General features: G+C 73.2%; 17 protein-coding genes. 8 read left to right on the top strand and 9 right to left on the bottom strand.

Annotated elements, in window-relative coordinates; translation table 11 throughout:
* Window positions 1–46 precede the first annotated feature (46 nt).
* Window positions 47–1,945 carry an ABC transporter ATP-binding protein gene (locus tag ACSMXR_RS01915; protein WP_473171069.1) on the bottom strand — a complete coding sequence of 633 codons (1,899 nt, stop codon included), beginning with the start codon at window positions 1,943–1,945 and terminating at the stop codon, window positions 47–49.
* Window positions 1,946–2,155: 210 nt separating this feature from the next.
* Here ACSMXR_RS01915 and ACSMXR_RS01910 point away from each other — a divergent pair, with 210 nt between their 5' ends.
* Window positions 2,156–2,950, top strand: a complete 795-nt coding sequence (locus ACSMXR_RS01910) for an SDR family NAD(P)-dependent oxidoreductase (RefSeq protein WP_218527072.1) — start codon at window positions 2,156–2,158, stop codon at window positions 2,948–2,950.
* Window positions 2,951–3,013: 63 nt separating this feature from the next.
* Entirely contained in the window at window positions 3,014–3,727 is a 714-nt protein-coding gene (locus ACSMXR_RS01905) for a ribonuclease H family protein (protein WP_473171068.1), read from the top strand.
* Window positions 3,728–3,769: 42 nt separating this feature from the next.
* On the opposite strand, the gene ACSMXR_RS01900 is transcribed toward ACSMXR_RS01905, so the two are convergent.
* Window positions 3,770–4,135 carry an ATP-binding protein gene (locus tag ACSMXR_RS01900; protein WP_240805865.1) on the bottom strand — a complete coding sequence of 122 codons (366 nt, stop codon included), beginning with the start codon at window positions 4,133–4,135 and terminating at the stop codon, window positions 3,770–3,772.
* A 231-nt stretch (window positions 4,136–4,366) separates the two neighbouring features.
* On the opposite strand from ACSMXR_RS01900, the gene ACSMXR_RS01895 reads away from it, so the two are divergent.
* Together ACSMXR_RS01895 and ACSMXR_RS01890 are read left to right on the top strand one after the other, a co-directional pair.
* Entirely contained in the window at window positions 4,367–5,200 is an 834-nt protein-coding gene (locus ACSMXR_RS01895; RefSeq protein ID WP_473171067.1) for a helix-turn-helix domain-containing protein, read from the top strand.
* A gap of 70 nt (window positions 5,201–5,270) precedes the next feature.
* A complete protein-coding gene (locus ACSMXR_RS01890; protein WP_473171066.1) occupies window positions 5,271–6,362 on the top strand; it encodes a PP2C family protein-serine/threonine phosphatase in 1,092 nt (363 codons plus the stop codon).
* Window positions 6,363–6,416: 54 nt separating this feature from the next.
* Here ACSMXR_RS01890 and ACSMXR_RS01885 read toward each other — a convergent pair whose 3' ends face one another.
* Window positions 6,417–7,592: a serine hydrolase domain-containing protein gene (locus ACSMXR_RS01885; RefSeq protein ID WP_473171065.1), complete on the bottom strand. Its 1,176-nt coding sequence runs from the start codon at window positions 7,590–7,592 to the stop codon at window positions 6,417–6,419.
* A 216-nt stretch (window positions 7,593–7,808) separates the two neighbouring features.
* Here ACSMXR_RS01885 and ACSMXR_RS01880 point away from each other — a divergent pair, with 216 nt between their 5' ends.
* Window positions 7,809–8,075, top strand: coding sequence for a WhiB family transcriptional regulator (locus tag ACSMXR_RS01880; protein WP_137230828.1), 267 nt, complete (start codon window positions 7,809–7,811; stop codon window positions 8,073–8,075).
* Window positions 8,076–8,162: 87 nt separating this feature from the next.
* A complete protein-coding gene (locus ACSMXR_RS01875; RefSeq protein ID WP_473171064.1) occupies window positions 8,163–8,489 on the top strand; it encodes a YkvA family protein in 327 nt (108 codons plus the stop codon).
* A 116-nt stretch (window positions 8,490–8,605) separates the two neighbouring features.
* Here ACSMXR_RS01875 and ACSMXR_RS01870 read toward each other — a convergent pair whose 3' ends face one another.
* Window positions 8,606–9,967, bottom strand: coding sequence for a DUF6777 domain-containing protein (locus ACSMXR_RS01870; RefSeq protein WP_473171063.1), 1,362 nt, complete (start codon window positions 9,965–9,967; stop codon window positions 8,606–8,608).
* A gap of 192 nt (window positions 9,968–10,159) precedes the next feature.
* On the opposite strand from ACSMXR_RS01870, the gene ACSMXR_RS01865 reads away from it, so the two are divergent.
* The gene (locus ACSMXR_RS01865; RefSeq protein ID WP_381796268.1) at window positions 10,160–11,446 is read left to right on the top strand and encodes a streptophobe family protein; all 1,287 of its coding nucleotides are present in this window, start codon (window positions 10,160–10,162) and stop codon (window positions 11,444–11,446) included.
* 49 nt (window positions 11,447–11,495) lie between these two features.
* Here ACSMXR_RS01865 and ACSMXR_RS01860 read toward each other — a convergent pair whose 3' ends face one another.
* From ACSMXR_RS01860 to ACSMXR_RS01840, 5 genes are all read right to left on the bottom strand, one after another.
* On the bottom strand, window positions 11,496–12,503 hold the full coding sequence (locus ACSMXR_RS01860; protein ID WP_137230834.1) for a serine/threonine-protein kinase: 1,008 nt from the start codon (window positions 12,501–12,503) through the stop codon (window positions 11,496–11,498).
* Window positions 12,504–12,509: 6 nt separating this feature from the next.
* Window positions 12,510–13,406 carry an SH3 domain-containing protein gene (locus ACSMXR_RS01855; RefSeq protein WP_473171062.1) on the bottom strand — a complete coding sequence of 299 codons (897 nt, stop codon included), beginning with the start codon at window positions 13,404–13,406 and terminating at the stop codon, window positions 12,510–12,512.
* Window positions 13,407–13,419: 13 nt separating this feature from the next.
* Window positions 13,420–15,789 carry an ABC transporter ATP-binding protein/permease gene (locus tag ACSMXR_RS01850; protein WP_137230838.1) on the bottom strand — a complete coding sequence of 790 codons (2,370 nt, stop codon included), beginning with the start codon at window positions 15,787–15,789 and terminating at the stop codon, window positions 13,420–13,422.
* Window positions 15,790–15,849: 60 nt separating this feature from the next.
* Entirely contained in the window at window positions 15,850–16,266 is a 417-nt protein-coding gene (locus tag ACSMXR_RS01845; RefSeq protein ID WP_137230840.1) for an ATP-binding protein, read from the bottom strand.
* A gap of 106 nt (window positions 16,267–16,372) precedes the next feature.
* Window positions 16,373–16,972: a sigma-70 family RNA polymerase sigma factor gene (locus tag ACSMXR_RS01840; protein WP_137230842.1), complete on the bottom strand. Its 600-nt coding sequence runs from the start codon at window positions 16,970–16,972 to the stop codon at window positions 16,373–16,375.
* Window positions 16,973–17,049: 77 nt separating this feature from the next.
* Between ACSMXR_RS01840 and ACSMXR_RS01835 the strand changes: the two genes are divergently transcribed.
* Window positions 17,050–17,895: an alpha/beta fold hydrolase gene (locus ACSMXR_RS01835; RefSeq protein ID WP_473171061.1), complete on the top strand. Its 846-nt coding sequence runs from the start codon at window positions 17,050–17,052 to the stop codon at window positions 17,893–17,895.
* Window positions 17,896–17,936 lie beyond the last annotated feature (41 nt).

The following is a 17,936-nucleotide window of genomic DNA, read 5'->3' as shown; positions in this document are numbered from 1 at the left end:
CGTCAGCGCGCTCCGTGTGTACGGGGGTGGGTGCGGGCGCGCCGGGTCAGCAGACCGGCTGGACCTGTCGCTGCTCGTCCGACGACGGCCGCTCGAACTGGGTGCGGTACAGCTGCTCGTACCGCCCGCCGGCCGCCAGCAGCTCGGTGTGGGTGCCGTTCTCGACGACCCGGCCCGCCTCCACGACCAGGATCCGGTCGGCCGCCCGTACGGTCGAGAGCCGGTGGGCGATCACCAGGGCGGTCCGGCCCGCCAGCGCTTCGGTCAGCGCCTCCTGGACGGCGGCCTCCGAGGTGGAGTCGAGGTGCGCGGTCGCCTCGTCGAGGATCACGACCCGCTGACGGGCCAGCAGCAGCCGGGCGATGGTGAGCCGCTGGCGCTCCCCGCCGGAGAGCCGGTAGCCGCGCTCGCCCACCACCGTGTCGAGCCCGTCCGGCAGCGAGGCGATCAGCCCGTCGAGCCGCGAGCGGCGCAGCGCGTCCCAGATGTCGTCCTCGGAGGCGTCGGGCCGGGCGAGCAGCAGGTTGGCCCGCACCGACTCGTGGAAGAGGTGCCCGTCCTGGGTGACCATGCCGAGCGTGTCCCGGATCGAGTCGGCGCTCAGATCGCGTACGTCGACACCGTTCAGCCGTACGGAACCGGCGTCCGCGTCGTACAGCCGGGGCAGCAGCTGTGCGATCGTCGACTTGCCCGCGCCGGACGAGCCCACCAGGGCGATCATCTGGCCCGGTTCGGCGCGGAAGGAGACATCGTGCAGGACCGGCGAGCCGCCCCGGTCGTCGAGCGTGGCGACCTCCTCCAACGAGGCGAGCGAGACCTTCTCTGCGGTGGGGTAGCCGAAGGAGACCCGGTCGAACTCCACGGAGACCGGGCCCTCCGGCACCGTCCGGGCGTCCGGCTTCTGTTCGATCAGCGGCTTGAGATCCAGGATCTCGAAGACCCGCTCGAAGCTGACGAGCGCGCTCATCACCTCGACCCGCGCCCCGGCCAGCGCGGTGAGCGGTGCGTACAGCCGGGTCAGCAGCAGCGCCAGCGCCACCACGGCCCCCGGCTCCAGGGTGCCGCGCAGGGCGTAGAAGCCGCCGAGTCCGTAGACCAGGGCCAGCGCCAGGGCGGAGACCAGGGTGAGGGCGGTGATGAACGCCGACTGGGCCATCGCCGTACGGATGCCGATGTCACGCACCCGGTCGGCGCGGGCGGCGAACTCGGCGGACTCGTCGGAGGGCCGCCCGAAGAGCTTGACGAGTGTCGCGCCGGGGGCGGAGAACCGCTCGGTCATCTGGGTGCCCATCGCGGCGTTGTGGTCGGCAGCCTCCCGCTGGAGCCCGGCCATCCTGACGCCCATCCGGCGGGCCGGTACGACGAACACCGGGAGCAGCACCAGCGAGAGCAGGGTGATCTGCCAGGAGATCGTGAGCATCACCGCGAGCGTCAGCAGCAGCGTGACGAGGTTGGAGACGACGCCGGAGAGCGTGTTGCTGAAGGCCCGTTGCGCGCCGATCACATCGTTGTTGAGCCGGCTGACCAGGGCGCCGGTCCGGGTCCGGGTGAAGAAGGCCACCGGCATCTTCTGCACATGGTCGAAGACGGCGGTGCGCAGATCCAGGATCAGGCCCTCGCCCAGCGTCGACGACAGCCAGCGGGTGAGCAGACCGAGACCGGCCTCGACGACGGCGATGAGCGCGATGAGCAGGGCCAGCCGGGTGACCGTACCGGTGTCCTCGCCGTTCACGATCGCGTCGACGACCTTTCCGGCCAGCACCGGGGTGGCCACCGCGAGCAGCGCGGTGAGGACGCTCAGCAGCAGGAAGCGGTAGATCCGCCGCCGGTGCGGCCGGGCGAAGAGCATGATGCGGCGCAACGCAGCCCGGGAGAACGGCCGGCGGTCCTGCTGGGCGTTCATCGCGCTGTGCAGCGAATGCCACGCGGTGACTTCCATGTCCATGGGGCACTCCGAACTCTGATGGCCTGCGGATGGCCGACGGCTGCGGACCCTGTCGGCCGTGCGGCCCCGGGTTCATTCGGAACGCTAAGACCTCAACGATGGTTGAGGTCAAGCGGACGCGGGGCGACGGTGCGAGCCTGGGAGGCGAAAGGCCCCGCGGACCCGGGGGCCGGTACCGGCGACGGACGAACAGACCAGGGGAGAAGTGGCGTGCGCATCGATCTGACGGGCAAGAACGCGGTGGTGACCGGCTCCTCGCAGGGCATCGGCCTCGCCATCGCGACCGGGCTGGCCGAAGCCGGCGCCGAGGTCGTCCTCACCGGACGGAACGCGGACCGGCTGGACGAGGCGGCGGCGACCCTGCGCGCGGCGGTCGCGGACGCGTCCGTGGTGACGGTGGCCTGCGACCTGACCGCCGAGGAGGGCGCCGAGCTGCTGTACGCGGCCGTGCCCACGGCCGACGTCCTGGTCAACAATCTCGGCATCTTCGGATCCAGGCCGCCGCTGGAGATCACCGACGCGGAGTGGCGGACGTACTTCGACACGAACGTCCTCAGCGCCGTCCGGCTGATCCGGCACTATCTGCCGGGCATGACCGGGCAGGGCTGGGGCCGGGTGCTGAACATCGCCAGCGACTCCGCGATCGTGATCCCCGCCGAGATGATCCACTACGGCATGTCGAAGACCGCGCTGCTCGCCGTCTCCCGGGGCTTCGCGAAGGAGGCCGCCGGTACGGGCGTGACGGTGAACTCCGTGATCGCCGGACCCACGCACACCGGCGGCGTGGAGGACTTCGTGTACGAGCTCGTCGACAGGGAGCTGCCCTGGGACGAGGCGCAGCGCGCGTTCATGCGGCTGCACCGCCCGCAGTCCTTGATCCAGCGGCTCATCGAGCCCGAGGAGATCGCCAACATGGTCGTCTACCTGAGCTCCGCGCAGGCCTCGGCGACGACCGGGGCGGCCGTGCGCGTCGACGGCGGTTACGTGGACTCGATCGTGCCCTGAGCGGATGGCCGGGCGCCCTCGCGGCCGGTCGGAGCGGTCATGCCGGGCTGGCATGATCGGGGGATGAACGAGAGCATCATCGCCGCGTGTGACGGGGCGTCGAAGGGAAATCCGGGACCGGCCGCCTGGGCGTGGGTCGCCGCCGACGCGCAGGGCGAACCGGTGCGCTGGGAGGCCGGTCCGCTCGGCACCGCGACGAACAACGTCGCCGAGCTCACCGCCCTGGCGGAGCTGCTGGAGTCCACCGATCCGGCGGTGCGTATCGAGGTGCGGATGGACTCGCAGTACGCCATGAACGCCGTGACCAAGTGGCTGCCGGGCTGGAAGCGCAACGGCTGGAAGACCTCCGGCGGCAAGCCCGTCGCCAACCGTGAGCTGGTCACCCGCATCGACGCCCTGCTCGCCGACCGCTCGGTGACGTTCCGCTACGTTCCCGCGCACCAGGTGAACGGCGACCCGCTCAACGCGCTCGCCGACCAGGCCGCCAGCGAAGCCGCCGTGACCCAGCGGCCGGCCGGTACGGCGCACGGCGCCACGGCTCTGCCGGTGCCCGCGCCCGCGCGGTCCACGAAGGGGCGCGCGGAGGCGTCCGGCGCTGCGGGCGGCGCCAAGGAGCGCGGCTCCACGGGTGCGTCCCGGAGCGGACGGTCCACCGGCACGATCAAGGCGCGCTTCGCGGGCCGGTGCCACTGCGGAAAGCCGTACGCGGCCAAGGAGCCGATCGCGAAGAACCCCAACGGCTGGGGTCACCCGGAGTGCCGTACCGCCCCCGCCTGATCACGCGAGCACGCGCTCGGGCGGGAAGGCTGTGGGGCAGGCTCAGATGTCGGCCCAGACGAGCCGGCCCGCCAGTGCGGCGCGGGTGCCCCAGCGGGCGGCCAGCGCCTCGACGAGAAGGAGCCCTCTGCCGTCCTCGGACAGACGGTCGAGGGCGTCGTCCCCTTCGAGGTCGGCCGTCGCCGGGACCCCGGCGACGGGAAGGCCCGTCGAGTCGCCCGGGGACGCCGGGGCCGGGATCCGGGCCCGGCCGCGGTTCCACACGCAGATCCGCACGCCCTCCGCGGAGCGCAGGAGCCGGCAGCGGATCCGCCGGGTGCTGGTGTGCTGCACGGCGTTGGTGACCAGCTCGGTCACTATCAGCGCCGCCGCCTCGATCCGTTCGGCCGGTTCGCCCCAGGCCCGCATGGCCTCCTGGACCCGGTGACGGGCCTCCGGCACGCCACCTGGCAATCGGGGAACCCACCAGCTGTGCGCACTTCGGGTGCCTCCGGCACCTTGGACACCTCCGTCATCGGGGGCACGCTCCGTGCAACTGACTATTTCCGACATGTATGCACTCTCGACGCAAAACGCATACTTTGCAAGCGACAGAGTGTGTAATGCTCCGCCCCGGGGCTCGACGGAGAAGGTATACGCATGCGAGCCCGTTCAGGTCCCACCGTGGAGCACCGCGTCCTCGCGGTCCGCCTGCGCATGCTGCGGGAACGCGCGGGCATCAGCCTGCGGGCCGCGGCCGAGGCGCTGGACGCCCACCCCGCCACCGTCCGGCGCATCGAACGCGCCGAGACCGGACTCGACGCCCGGCAGGTCGGCGTACTGCTGCGCTGCTACGGCGTACCGCCCACCGTCGCCGAGCCCATCATGGCCGGGCTCTCGGCCGCGAACCTGCCCGGTTGGTGGCACCGCTGGCGGGACGCGATGGAGGGCTGGCAGCAGGACGTCATCGGCGTGGAATCCTCGGCGAGCCTCGTCCGGACCTGGCACCCGGCGCTCGTGCCCGAGCTTCTGCGCACCCCCGCGTACGCCGCCGCGCTGCACCGTACGCAGTACCCCGACGACAGCCCCGCCCGCCGCGAGCGCCGCGTCGAGCTGCTGCGGGAGCGCCGCCGCCGCATGCACGAGCGCGGGGCCGCCCTGTGGGCCCTGTTCCCGGCAGTGGCCCTCCACACGCGGGTCGGCGGCCGGGAGACCATGGCGGAGCAGCGGGCCGCGCTGGCCGAGGCGATGAAGGAGCCGCACATCACCGTCCAGGTGGTGCCGCTGGACCATCCGCCGCATCCCCTGACCGGCATGCCGCCCCTGCACATCCTCCGGGTGCCCGCACCGGAGATCGGGGACCAGGCGGTGCTGGAGACCCCGGGCGTGCGGGTCGACCTCATCGAGGATCCCGAGACCGTGATGGCCCACCGCATGCGGCTGGACGCCGCGTGCGCCGCCGCGCCCGGTCCCGGGACCCCGTTGCCGGAGTGAGCCGGCCCGGCGCGGCACACCGGGCCGCCGCCGGGATGCGGCGGGCCCCGGAGCCGTACAGCGTGGGGGAGTGGTGCAGCTGCGCAGGGCCCAGTGGATCCCGGTCGGGGTCATCGTGCTGGCTGTCGTGCTGGACCTGGTGACGCCGACCGATGTCACCTCCGCGCCGCTGCTGATGGCCGCGCCCGTCGCCGCCGCACCGCTGCTGCGGCTGCGCGGCATCATCGCGATCGGCGTTCTCGCCATGGCCGTCCACGCGGTCCTCGCCTGGGTCGACGGCACCTTCGGCTGGAAGCGTGGCGTCGCCAACCAGCTCACCCTTCTGGCCGTAACCGTGCTGGCCGTCCTCATCAACCGCGCGCTGGAGGGCCAGCACGCCCGGACCCGGCGCGCCCGCCATATCGCCGCGGTGGCCCAGAGCGCCGTCCTGCCGCGGCCTCCGTCGCGCCTCGGCGAGCTCAGGATCGCCGCCCGCTATGTGCCCGCCGAGGACGAGGCCACCATCGGCGGCGACCTCTACGTCGTCCAGGACACCCCGCACGGCGTACGCGTGATGGTCGGGGACGTCCGCGGCAAGGGCCTCGGCGCGGTGAGCGCGGTCTGCGCCGACCTGGGAGCGTTCCGGTACGCCGCCGACGAGGCGGAGGACCTGCCGGGCCTGGTGTCCTCGCTGGAGCGGGCCCTGCTGCGCGAGGGCGGCCGGCGCGGTGGCCAGGAGGAGGACGAGGGGTTCACCACCGCGCTGATCGCCGAGTTCGCCGGAGGCCTCGACACCGTACGGGTCGTCAACCGGGGGCATCCGCCGCCGGTGCTGCTGGACGCCGAGGGCCGGGCCACCGTGCTCGAACCGTCCGAGGAGGCGCCCCCGCTCGGCATGAGCGCCCTGGGCAGCTGGTCGTCCCCGGTCGACACGTTCCCGTTCCCGCCCGGCGCAACGCTCGTCTGCTACACGGACGGGGTCACCGAGGCCCGGGACGAGGCCGGGGTCTTCTACGACGCGGCCGTCCGGCTGCCCCTCCTGATCCGCCACCGGGCGCTGATCGGCGACCCGGCCACCCCGGCGCAGATCCTCCACCTGCTGATCGAGGACGTCGGGCACCACACCGGCGGCCGGATCCAGGACGACCAGGCGCTCCTCGCCCTGCACCGGCCGCGCGCGTAGGCGGCGGCGCGGCCACCGGCGGCGGTCACGCCGGCGTCCGCGCGCCCGCTCCGGTCAGGGGGTACGGCACAGGGCGCGGTCGACCAGGGTGCGCAGGGCGTCCTCCTGGCGGGCCGCGCTCCGCGCATCCCCGGCGCGGCTGTGCGCGGAGACGGTGACCGTGCGCCGGCCGTCCGTGGTCGTCGCTGCCCGGACGACGTATCCGAAGCCGCTTCCGCCGTGCCCGAGGTAGCCGCCGCCGCAGGACAGGGGCGTGAAGAAGAGGCCCAGGCCGTCCCGGGTGCCCGCCGGGTGGCCGCCGTCCTGCGGCACCGGGACGGTGGTCCGCATGGCGGCGAGCTCGGCGGGCCGCAGCAGCCGTCCGTCGACCAGGGCGGTGTAGAAGCGGTTGAGGTCGCGGGCCGTGCCGGTCATCGACCCGTCCGCCCCGCTGTCGAAGGGCCGGTAGGGGATCGTGGTGTCGATCATCGGGCCGTCCTCGGCGAACTGCTGGTAGTCGGCCGTGTGCGGATACGGCAGGAAGGGGTCGGTGCCCGGGGTGTCGGTGTGCCGGAGGCCCAGGGGTCGCAGGATGCGGTCGTGGACCTGCTGTTCCCAGGTGCGGCCGGTGACCTTCTGGATGATCATTCCGGCGAGTACGTAGTTCGTGTTGGAGTACTCCCAGCCGGTGCCCGCCGGGAAGGCGGGCTCGTGGCGCATGGCCAGGGCGACCAGCTCCTCGGGCTCGTACGCGGTCCACCGGTGGGCGAAGTAGGTCCGGGCGCCGGGGTCGGGGAAGACGTCGTGGACGTAGTCGGACAGGCCGCTGGTGTGCTGGAGCAGATCGCGGACGGTGATGGTCCGGCCGTCGTTCCCGGCTCCGGACACGACCCCGGGCAGCAGTTCCTCCACGCTCCGGTCGAGGGAGATCCGCTTCTCGCCCACCAGCTGCAGCACGACGGTGGCGACGAACGTCTTGGTGGTGCTGCCCAGACGCAGATGGCCGTTCCTGGGAACCGGCCGGCGCGTGACCAGGTCCCGCACCCCGGACCGGGCCTCGGTCGTGCCCCGCGGGGTCTCCACCCGGACGGCCACTCCGGTGACCCCGGTGTCCCGCAGCGCGTCGGCGTCATGCTGCACCGACCAGCCCGTGCCGGACGGGCGGGGAGCGGCCGAGGCCGCGGCGGACGGGAGGGACGAGACGGCCAGGGCGAGCACCGCGACCGATAACCACGAACGACGAAAGATCATGATCCGAGGTTAGGAACGGGAGAGGGCCACCGGCCATCCGGTACACGCCCCGTCCGGAACGGGGGCCAGCCGGATGGACAACATGCCGGGCGCCTCCCGTACGACGCATCCGGCGCTACGTGTTTGAGGCGCCGTTCGTCGGTCACCCGCACGAAAGACACCTACGGCATGTGACCGACGACGTATCGACATCGGGAGTGAGCAGAGTTGAGCAGCATGGAGAACTGGCGCCTGCACGCCGCCTGCCGGGAGGAGGACCCCGACCTGTTCTTCCCCATCGGCAGCACCGGCCCCGCCGTCGTCCAGGAGGCGGAGGCCAAGACCGTCTGCCGGAGCTGCCCCGTGCAGGCCGCCTGCCTGGAGTGGGCCCTGGAGAACCGCCAGGACTCCGGCATCTGGGGCGGCCTGTCCGAGAACGAGCGGCGCGCCCTGAAGCGCCGCAGCCGCAGGCGGGCGGAGTCCCGGGGACGCGGCGCGGCCTGACCCGCACCGCCGGATCCTTCGGGCCCGGAGTACGGGCATCGCCGCCACGGGTTCGTCATCCGGGGACGAGTGGGTACACGATGAGCCATGGACACCACCGTTTGGCTCGTTCTCGGCGCCGTGGCCGCGCTGCTCATGCTGGCGCTGGCCGTCGTGCTGCTGGTGCGCGTCTTCAAGGCCAGGAAGCTGCTGGTCGACGCCGGGATCCCGCTGCGGAACAAGGCGCTCGTCTGGGCGGCCGTCATCTACACCGTGTCACCGGTCGACCTGCTGCCCGACCCCGTCTACCTCGACGACATCGGCTTTCTGCTGGTCGCCTTGCGCTCCCTCCACTCGGCCGCGTCGGCCGCCGGGGTGCGTACGGGGACGCGGTCAAAGACCCCGGTGGAGAGCCGGCCGGACGCCGTGAGCTGAGGCGACCGACCGGCAGGACTCCGACCGGCAGGACTCTCCCGAGGTCTTCCGTCCCGCGATCCTCCCGGGGCCCGCTGCCCCGCGATCCTCCCGAGTCTGCGGCTCCGCGCGATGTCCTAACCGATCGCGGGCGCGCCCTGCGGCGACGTTCCCGGTCCCGGATCCTGCGGCTCCGGTGAGTCAGGTCCGGGCGGCTGCGGGGCCGACTGCGAGTCGGGCGACCCCGGCGGGTCCTCCGGCGCGGGCTCGGTCCCCGGGTCGTCGGGCGGCGGCTCGGAGGTCGCCGGGCCGTCCGGCGGGGGCTCGGAGGTCGCCGGATCGTCACCGGGCCGCGTCGCCGGGTCGTCCGGCGAGGACTCCGACGGAGTGGCCCCGGACGACGAGGGGCAGGGGTCCGATCCGGGCGGGCAGGGGGACGCGGAGGCGTCCTTCGGCGGATCCGTCTTCTTGTCGCCGTCGCCCGTGTCACCGGCCGGCCGCTTGAACCAGTCGCCGTTCTCCGGATCGACCATCACGAACTCTTTCACCGGCTTCTTCGACGGCTCCACCACGACCACGTCGGAGGCCCGGTAGCCCGGCCACGCCTTGCCCACCTGCCGCGGATCGTCCTGGGCCACGGGCGGCAGCAGCGGGTTCCCGCAGGCGCACCGGACCCTGGGCACGCCCCGGTCGTCGACCAGGACCGCCGTACCCGCCTGGAGCACCGCCTGGTAGGCGTTGGCCTCGCCGTCGCGGTAGCCGTGGTTGGTGACGCGGGTGTCCATGCGCAGCGTGACGGGGGTGAGGTCCCGCAGATAGCCGGGGACGGCGGACGGCTCGATGTCCTGGACCGAGGCGAACGCCCGGTTCTTGTCCGGAGCCGCCCGCAACACCTTGATCTGGTGCTCCACATCGCAACTGGCGACCTTGCGGGTGCCTCCGTACAGACCCGGGGCCGCGCCGTCCACACCCCGCGTCACCTGAGCGCCGGTCCTGGACGCGCTCGGCGCGACGGAGGGGCTGGCCGTGCCGGGCTCGGGGTCGCTCTCCTTCGCCGTGGACTCCGTGAACGGATCCTGTCCGGACTCGCCCGCCGCCTGGAGGAACACCTCACCGCCCGCCTTCGACCCGCCGTCGGGCCGGGTCAGGACGACGACCAGCACCACCGCCGCGACCAGAGCCGTCGCGATCGCCGCGATCCGGGGCACCGAACGCCACCAGGGGCGGTCCGGTCCGGAACCGGGGGCGGCGCCCGAGCCGCCTCCCGGGCCGCCGGTACCGCCACCGGAAGGACCGGAGTCACCCGCATCGCCGCCGTCGCCCCCGCCGCCCGAACCGCCGGAGCCGTGCGGTCCGCCGTGGTCGCCGCCGCTGGGCGGGCCGGGCGGCGGACCGGTCACGGTCGGAGGGGGCGGTGCGGGGCCGTCCTGCGAAGGGCCCGAGAGCGGGCCGGACGGCGGCCCTGTGGGGCGGCCGGATGGCGGCGGTCGGTCACTCACGGGCTTTACTCCCCGATGTCGGTACCCGCCCCGGACGTCCCTGCCCGGTCCCGTATCCGTACCAGGTCCATAAGCCGACAATCCAGAGCATTTCGCACCATTGTCTGTCCCGCCCCGGCGGTCCCCGCAAGCGGAGGGAGGGCCCGGTTCCCCGGGAAGCGGAGCGTACGGTCCCTGCTTAGCGTGGCAAGCGTGAACGTCCGCGCGAGCAACGACGAGAACAGCGCGCCCGCCCCGCACGGCTGGCGCCACGCCCTCCTCGCGGTCCTCACCGGCGTGCTGGCCATGGTGGTGACCGCGGCCCTCGGCCTGTGGGCCGCCGGTGCGGCCGGGCTGCCCGGCGGCGCCTTCCCGGCCGTCGTCGCCGCGGTGGTGGTGATGGCGGCGGGCGGTTCCGTCGGGCTTTCCGGGGACGCCGGTTCCCTCGTGGGGACGCAGGCCGACCTCTCGGTCCTGCCGCTCTCGGTGACCCTGGTGGGCGCGCTCCTGGTCGCCCGCGGCTTCCTGCGCCCGCTCCACCACCGGGCCGTCGCCGGAGGCCGCGAACTGGCCGGCTGGGCGGGCCGGGTCGCCGCCCTGTGGATCGTCGCGCTGATCGTGCTCTCACTGATCGCCCGGCACACCTTCACCCTCTCGGCCGATGACCTCACCGGCAGTGAGGCCGGGGACCTCCTCGGCAGCGACCCGAAGGTCGGATTCCGGGCGGAGATCCCCCTCACCCTGGTCTTCGGGCTGCTGTGGCTGGCCGGCGTCCTCGTGCTGGCCCTGCTCGTCTCGCGCCGGGCCCCGCTCCCGGCCCGGCTGCTGCGCTTCCAGGAAGCGGTGCGCCCGGCGGCGTTCGCCATGGTGGCGCTGCTCCTCGCCTGCGTCGCGCTCGGTGTCGTCGCCGGTCTCGTCGTGATGATCACGCGCGGGCACCCCGCCGAGACCGCCGCGGTGATCCTCCTCGGGCTGCCCAACCTGGTCTGGCTCGCGCTCACGCTCGGCCTCGGCGCGTCCTGGGAGGGCAAGGTCGAGGGCCCCTTCGGGCTGCCCATGCCCCAGGTGCTCGACTCCGTCCTGCGCACCCCCGACCTCTCCACCCTGAACCTGAGCACCCTCGCCGAACAGGACGGGCGCGTCCGCTGGCTCGTGGTCGTCGTCGCCGTGCTGGTGCTCGCCGCCGCGTTCCTCATGGCGGCCCGGTCGCCCGCCGGTACGCGGCTGTGGCAGCACGCCGTGCACATGGCGGTGGCGCTGACCCTGACCGTGCTGTTCATCTGCCTCACCGCCCGGATCTCCGCCCACTACGGACTGTCCCTCCTGGGCCTCGGGGACCTCGGCGGCGGACTCGGCGGTGAGGTGTCGCTGCGCCCGAAGCTGTGGACGGCGCTCGGGTTCGCGGTGTTGTGGGGTCTGGTCACCGGCTTCCTCGGCGGTCTCGCGGCCTCCCGGGTGCACCGGCGCGGTGAGGTCCGGGACGCGCGGCCCGAGGCCTGAACCGGCCTCACCGGACCGGTCGGCCGGCTTTCCGGGAACACCGACCCGCCTACGGGAACACCGGGTCGGCCCAGCGTGGCGGCGCGGGCGGAGCCTCGGGGGCCGACGACCAGGAACCGGCCGGCGCGTCCACCCGGGTCGGCGCGTGCTCGCCGGGCCCGATGCCCGCCGCGGCGGCCCGCAGCGCGGCGACGAACCTGAGGCAGGTCTCGTAACGGTCCTCCGGGGACTTGGCGAGCGCCTTCGCCAGTACGCCGTCGACCGCGGGCGGGAGCACCGGCCGCAGGGAGCTCGGCGGGGTGGGCGGGTCGTACTGGTGGGCCCACAGGAGCGCCATGTCGTCGTCGCGCTGGAAGGGCGGCGCACCGGTCAGGGTCTCCTGGACGACGCAGGCGAGGCTGTACACATCGCACCGCCCGTCCACGGGCCGCCCGGAGATCTGTTCCGGCGCCACGTAGTCGAGGGTGCCGACGAACTGGCCGACCGTGGTGAACCCGGTCAGCGACAGGGACTTCTTCGTCAGCCCGAAGTCCGTCAGATACACGTGCTCCGGATGGTCGCTGTCGGTGCCCGCCGCCACCAGGATGTTGCCGGGCTTCACGTCCCGGTGCACCAGGTCGTGGTCGTGGGCCGCGTCGAGCGCGGAGGCGACCTGCGCGGCGATCCGGACGGCGGCGGTGAGGTCCAGCGGCCCGCGCCGGTCGATCAGGACGCGCAGGTCGGCGCCCGCGACGAAGCGCATGGCGATGTAGAGCAGCCCCTCGGTCTCGCCCGCCTCGAACACCGGCACGATGTGGGGGTGGTCGATCGCGGCCGCCACCCGCGACTCATGCGTGAACCGCTGCCGGAAGGTGTCGTTACGGGCCAGTTCGGGCGCGAGCAGCTTCAGCGCGACGATCCGGTCCAGCCGCAGATCCTTGGCGCGGTAGACGACCGCCATACCGCCGCGCCCGATCTCGGCCTCCACCAGATAGCTCGCGATCCGCTTGCCGACGAGATCGTCCTCGCGCCCGGTGGGCAGCCCGGCATCGTGCGACGGCGGAGGCGGCGGCGCCATCGGCCGTCACCGCCCCGCATCCCCGGACGCCCCGCCGCGGGGCGGTTCGTCGGGCCCGGCGACGGTGATCGCCCGGGTGGGTTCGGGTGCGTCGGGCGGCACGACGCGGGTGGGTTCGGGGCCGTCGGGGGGCACTGCGCGGGTGGGTTCGGGCCCGTCCGGCGGCACGACGCGGGTGGGTTCGGGCCCGTCCGGAGGTACGACGCGGGTGGGTTCGGGCCCGTCCGGGGACACCACGCGGGTGAGTTCGGGGCCCTCCGGAGGTGCCATGCGGGTCGGCTCCGGATCCGGCTCCTCGCCGGTCACCACCCGCGTCGGCTCCGGAGCCGGGGCCCTCGGGGCCGCCGCCTCCCCGGACGCCGCTCCGGCCGCGCCCGCCCCCCGGCCCGCCGAGTCCTCGCTCGCCGCCGCTCCCGGTCCCGCCTGCGCCGCGTACGTACTCAACCGCGTCCCGTCGCAGTAGACCCACCGCTCGTGCTCGGCGTCGTACAGCCACACCGACTCCCCGTCCACCACCATGCCCACCCGCAGCCCCCGCGTCCGCTGCCGGAAGCCCTCCCCGTCGCTGCGGCCCTCGGCCAGGTCCTGCGCCGCGCGGCGGTACCGGCTCAGCGACTCCTCCGCCCTGGCCAGCAGCGGCCGTGGGTCCGCGGTACGGGCGAGCGGCGCCCCGGCGGCCGGTGGCGTCTGCGGTACGGAGACGAGCAGCCGCCCGTCGACCCAGGCCGACCAGCCGTTGGAACAGGCGACGTACGCCCAGTCCCCGCGCCGGTCCTGCACCTGCACCGGGAGCAGCGGGTCCAGCGGGTCGGTGGGCCGGGCGACATCGGGGGACTCCCAGGCCGAAAGGCCGTCCGGCGGGACGACGTGTGTGGGGCGGAATTCCGGGGTCGGGGTCGCCATGGAACGAACCGCCTCACTTCCGCATGACCGCGGGCTCGTGCCGCCTCAGCAGTTTCGCGACCACGTATCCGAAGACGACCGAGAGGACGATCAACATGCCCATGTTGAGCAGCCAGACCCCGGCCGAGTGCCCGAACAGCGGATCGGAGGTCAGGTCGCCCGGCACGATCCGCGCCAGATCGATCGTGCCGGCCATCGCGCCGAGCGCCCACCGCGAAGGCACCAGCCAGGACAGCTGCTCCACGCCGGGGACGCCGTGCAGTTTGAGCAGCGCACCGCAGAAGACGACCTGGACGATGGCGAGGAGGACGAGCAACGGCATCGTCACCTCCTCCTTGCGCACCAGCGCGGAGACCAGGAGGCCGAGCATCATCGCGGTGAAGGACAACAGCGCCACGGCCAGGGTGATCTCCACGAGCGGTGGCAGGAACACCCCTTCGCCGCCCGGTGCGCCGAGATCGACGCCCACCAGACCCACCAGCGTCAGCACCACGGCCTGGAGGACGGTGATGGTCCCGAGCACCACGATCTTCGACATCAGATACGCGGATCTGGACAGCCCGACGGCCCGTTCCCGCTGGTAGATCACCCGTTCCTTGACCAACTCCCGTACGGCGTTGGCCGCTCCGGTCAGCACACCGCCCACGCACAGGATCAGCAGCGCGTTCATCGCCGTCTCCTGGGTGAGCCGGCTGCCCGCCAGTGCGCGGGCCATGGCGCCCATGACGAAGGGCAGCGCGATCATGATGATCAGGAACGTCCGGTCCGCGCTCAGCGCGGAGGCGTACCGGCGTACGAGCGTATGCAGTTGCGCACCCCAGTTACGGGTCTTCGGCGGCGGTGCGACCAGTGCTCCGGGCGCGGCCGGCGGCAGATGGGGCTGTGCCGTGGCGTTGACGATGTACTGCCGGTGGAAGGGCGAGTCCGCGTAGGTGGTCGCCCAGTCGCGGTCGCGGTCGTTCTCGAAGGCCTCGAACGCCTCCGGCCACTCCGCGAAGCCGAAGAAGGCGAGGGCGTCCTCCGGCGGGCCGTAGTAGGCGATGCGGCCGCCGGGCGCGAGGACGAGCAGCCGGTCGCAGACCTCCAGGCTCAGCACGCTGTGCGTGACGACGATGACGGTGCGTCCGTCGTCGGCCAGCCCGCGCAGCATGTGCATCACCGAGCGGTCCATACCGGGGTCGAGCCCCGACGTCGGTTCGTCCAGGAAGAGCAGCGAGGGCTTCGTCAGCAGCTCCAGGGCCACGCTCACGCGCTTGCGCTGGCCGCCGGAGAGCGAGTGGATCGGCTGGTCGGCGCGCTGTTCCAGGCCGAGTTCCTGGATCACCTCGGCGACCCGCGCCTGCCGCTCGGCCTTCGCGGTGTCCTGCGGGAAGCGGAGCTCGGCGGCGTAACCGAGGGCCTTACGCACGGTCAGCTGGGAGTGCAGGATGTCGTCCTGCGGGACCAGGCCGATGCGCTGGCGCAGCTCGGCGAAGTCGCGGTAGAGGTCACGGCCGTCGTAGAGGACCGTGCCGCTGTCGGCCGGGCGCAGCCCGGTGAGCGCGTTGAGCAGCGTGGACTTGCCCGCACCGCTGGGCCCCACCACGCCGAGCAGGCACTTCTCGCCGACGGGGAAGGAGACCCGGTCCAGCAGGGTCTTGCCGTCCTTGCCGGCCCGGCCGACCGTCACCTCCAGGTCCTGGACGTCCAGCGACACCTCGCCGGTGTCCACGAACTCCTGGAGGGAGTCGCCGACCAGACAGAAGGCGGAGTGGCCGATACCGACGATGTCACCGGGGCCGACGGGGCCCCGGGCGACCGGCTGACCGTTGAGGAAGGTTCCGTTGTGGCTGCCGAGGTCGACGATCTCGTAGCCGCCGTCGGCCGGCGCGCGCAGTTCGGCGTGGTGGCGCGAGACCACCAGATCGTCGATGACGAGATCGTTGGAGGCGTCGCGGCCGATGCGCACCGTCTTCGCGGGCAGCGGCCGCACCGTCGTCGGCTGCCGGAACGTGCCGGTCGCCGCGGGCATCGACACGGCCGACGGCCGGTCCGCGGAGGGGGTGGCGGCGGGCGCGGGGGGTTCCCGGCCCAGCAGGACGGCGCGCGGTCCGTCGCTCGGATTGCCGAAGCGGATCTCGCTGCCCGCGCCGACGTCCGAGGCGTGGATGCGCCGGCCGCCGGTGTACGTGCCGTTGGTGCTGTCCTCGTCCTCGATGGTCCAGTGACCGGCCTCGGGATGGAGGATCGCGTGGTGCCAGGAGACCCGGTTGTCGTCGATGACGATGTCGCTCTCGGGGTCGCGCCCGACATGGTAGTCCCGGCTCGGACTCATCACCGTGGAGCCCAGATCGGTCTCCAGAACGAGTTCGGGCGCAGTCGGCGTCGCGGGCCGCTCTCCCATGTCCTGAATTCTACCGAGACGTAACGATCGGCGCCCGCTGCCGGCGAAAGCCCCGGTGACTCAGCGCTCCACGGTCGCCAGGATGACCTTCCCGCCGCCCGCCGCCTCACGGACCCGTACCTCCCGGGCCAGTCGCTGGATCATCGGCCAGCCGAATCCGCCGGTCTGTCCGGTCAGGTCGGGCGTCCGGTCCTGCGGGTGCGCCGGGCTGGGGTCGGTGACCCGGACATGGACGCCCTTGCGGTCGGCGGTCAGCCACAGCGCGGTGACGGCCCCCGCGTGCCGGACCGCGTTGGTGACCAGCTCCGACACGAGGAGCAGGAGGTTCTGGATCGTGTGCGAGGTGGGCGCGGGGTGCAGCCGGGCGACGAAGGCGCTGACCGCGTCCCGCGCGTCGGCGGCCTTCTCCGGCCGGCAGACGAAATCGGTACGGGTCTCGCCGTCCGGTGAAAACGTCATCAGAATACGGTCGTTCATAGCGTCCACCCCGTCGCGTGAGCTTTCTGGCTGGAGTTCGGGTACCCCCGCAACGGCATTTCATGGAAATCGGCCGAAGAAAATGCGCGGGGTCCGGCGAAACGGCTCAGCGTCCGTCCGCGAGCCGGTCCCGCTGGACGCGGCGCGCCAGCGTACGGCGTACCTGCGCCGACCCGGCGACGGACGTGGGCACGGGCACGTCGAGTCCCCGGCTGATCACGTCGTACGCGCTCCGATGGCTGCCGGGCAGCTCCGCCCGACGCTCCGTCAGATCCTGCTCGACGAGCCGCCGCAGCGCGTCGACGTGTCGCGGCGTGAAGGGCTTGCGGCCCCGGCCGAGGGCGTCGGCCAGCCGGGTGCAGCGGGCGTCGTCGAGGAGGGTCTCGGAGATCTCCTCCGCCAGGCCCCACAGCCGTCCTTCGAGCCAGGGCGTGTCGTGCTGGTCGAGGGCGACGCCCGGCGGCGCGGACTTCCCCGGCCGCTCCTTCGCCACCTGCTTGGACACGGCGGGCTGACTCATCCCGCTGAGCCGGGCGATGGTCTCCTGGGTCCAGCCGAGGCCGGCGAACAGGGTGATCATTTCGCTGCGCAGCCGCCGCATCTCCTCGCCGGCGCGGATCACCTCGTTCATATCGGCGAACACGATGCCGGCCTGTTCCTCGCTCAGGAACCCGGAGTGATGGCGCGGCTCTTCCTCGTCTGTCATGGCTCGGTTATACCGTGAACGGAGCGAAGGTCATAACCTGGTTGTATAACCGGGTTATGTCGTGCAGTGTGTGGGCCATGTCCCCCTTTCACGCACCGGCCGCATTTCACGCACCCGATGGAACCCGGCTCGCCCTTCGCGCGGCCGGGGACGGCGAACCGCTGATCTGTCTGCCGGGCGGTCCGACCGACGCCGGGTACCTCGGCGACCTCGGAGGGCTGGCCGGGCACCGTCGGCTGATCCTCCTCGACCCGCGCGGCACCGGCCGTTCCGCACGTCCGGAGGAGGCCGCCTCCTACCGCTGCGACCGCCAGGTGGGCGACGTCGAGGCCCTGCGCGTCCACCTCGGCCTCGACCGGATGGACGTCCTGGCGCACTCCGGCGGCGCCAACCTCGCGGTACGGTACGCCGCCCGCCATCCGCGACGCGTCGGCAGGCTCGTCCTGGTCGGCCCCGGCCTGCGGGCGCTGGGGGTGCCGGTCGACGGCGGGATGCGGCGTGCGCTCGCGCTGCGCCGGGCCGGTGAGCCGTGGTTCCCGGCCGCCTTCGCCGCACTGGAGGCGATTATGGCGGGCTCCGGCGGTGACTGGGAGGCCGTCGCTCCCTTCTTCTGCGGCCGCTGGGACGCCGAGGCCCGGCGGCACCACGCGGCGGGGCAGCCGGACAACGCCGAGGCCGTCGCCGGGTTCGCGGCCGAGGGCGCCTTCGATCCGGCGGCCACGCGGGCGGCGCTCGCCGGTTTCGCGCGCCCGGTCCTGTTGCTCGCCGGGGAGTTCGACCTCAACAGCCCGCCCGCGGCGGTGGCGTCGGGTGCGGAGCTGTTCCCGCGCGGCGCGTGCGTCGTGCAGCCCGGCGCGGGGCACTACCCGTGGATCGATGACGCGGAGCGGTTCGTGGCGACCGTCGCGCCGTTCCTCGGCTGACCCCCGGCGCCGTTCCCCCGGTCGGGGGCCCGATGCTTTCT

This window comes from Streptomyces sp. DSM 106670, assembly GCF_055792845.1.
This window is presented reverse-complemented; position numbering and strand designations above follow the sequence as displayed.